The sequence below is a fragment of the Pseudomonas sp. SID14000 genome (genome assembly GCF_002165135.1).
Lineage (GTDB): Bacteria > Pseudomonadota > Gammaproteobacteria > Pseudomonadales > Pseudomonadaceae > Aquipseudomonas.
In genome coordinates, this window is record NZ_NFZQ01000106.1 from 1 (window position 1) to 442 (window position 442).

A 442-nucleotide genomic window follows, 5' to 3' on the forward strand; every position below is an offset into this window, starting at 1 on the left:
ATTCAAAGGCCGTCGCGTGGGCGACAGCGCCGACAAGGCTCTGATTGATGCGCTGATTGCCGTATTGCCGGAAATCGAAGGAGGCAAAGAACTGGAAGCATCCCTTGATGAAAAGGGTCGCGCTCAGCTTCTCACCGCAATGCCGGGCCTTAAAGATCGCGCAAAGACATTGGTTGAGCTTGCTGATGGTGCGAAGTTTATCTTCGCAAAGCGCCCGCTTGCATTTGATGAGAAGGCCGCATCTCTGCTTAACGACGAAGGTCGCGAAGTTCTGAAAGCTGTCCTTCCGCATTTGGAATCAGTCAGCGAATGGACCGTAGACGCGCTCGATGCGGCTGTTCGGGCCCATGCAGAAACAGTAGGCCTCAAACTTGGCAAGGTAGCACAACCACTGCGCGCTGCCCTTACAGGTCGGGCTACATCTCCGGGTGTATTCGACGTA

Annotated in this window: 1 pseudogene; it reads left to right on the top strand. The window is 55.0% G+C overall.

From position 1 onward, the window contains the following. A pseudogene (locus tag CAY82_RS25125) lies at positions 1-442 on the top strand (hypothetical protein); the annotation flags it as partial.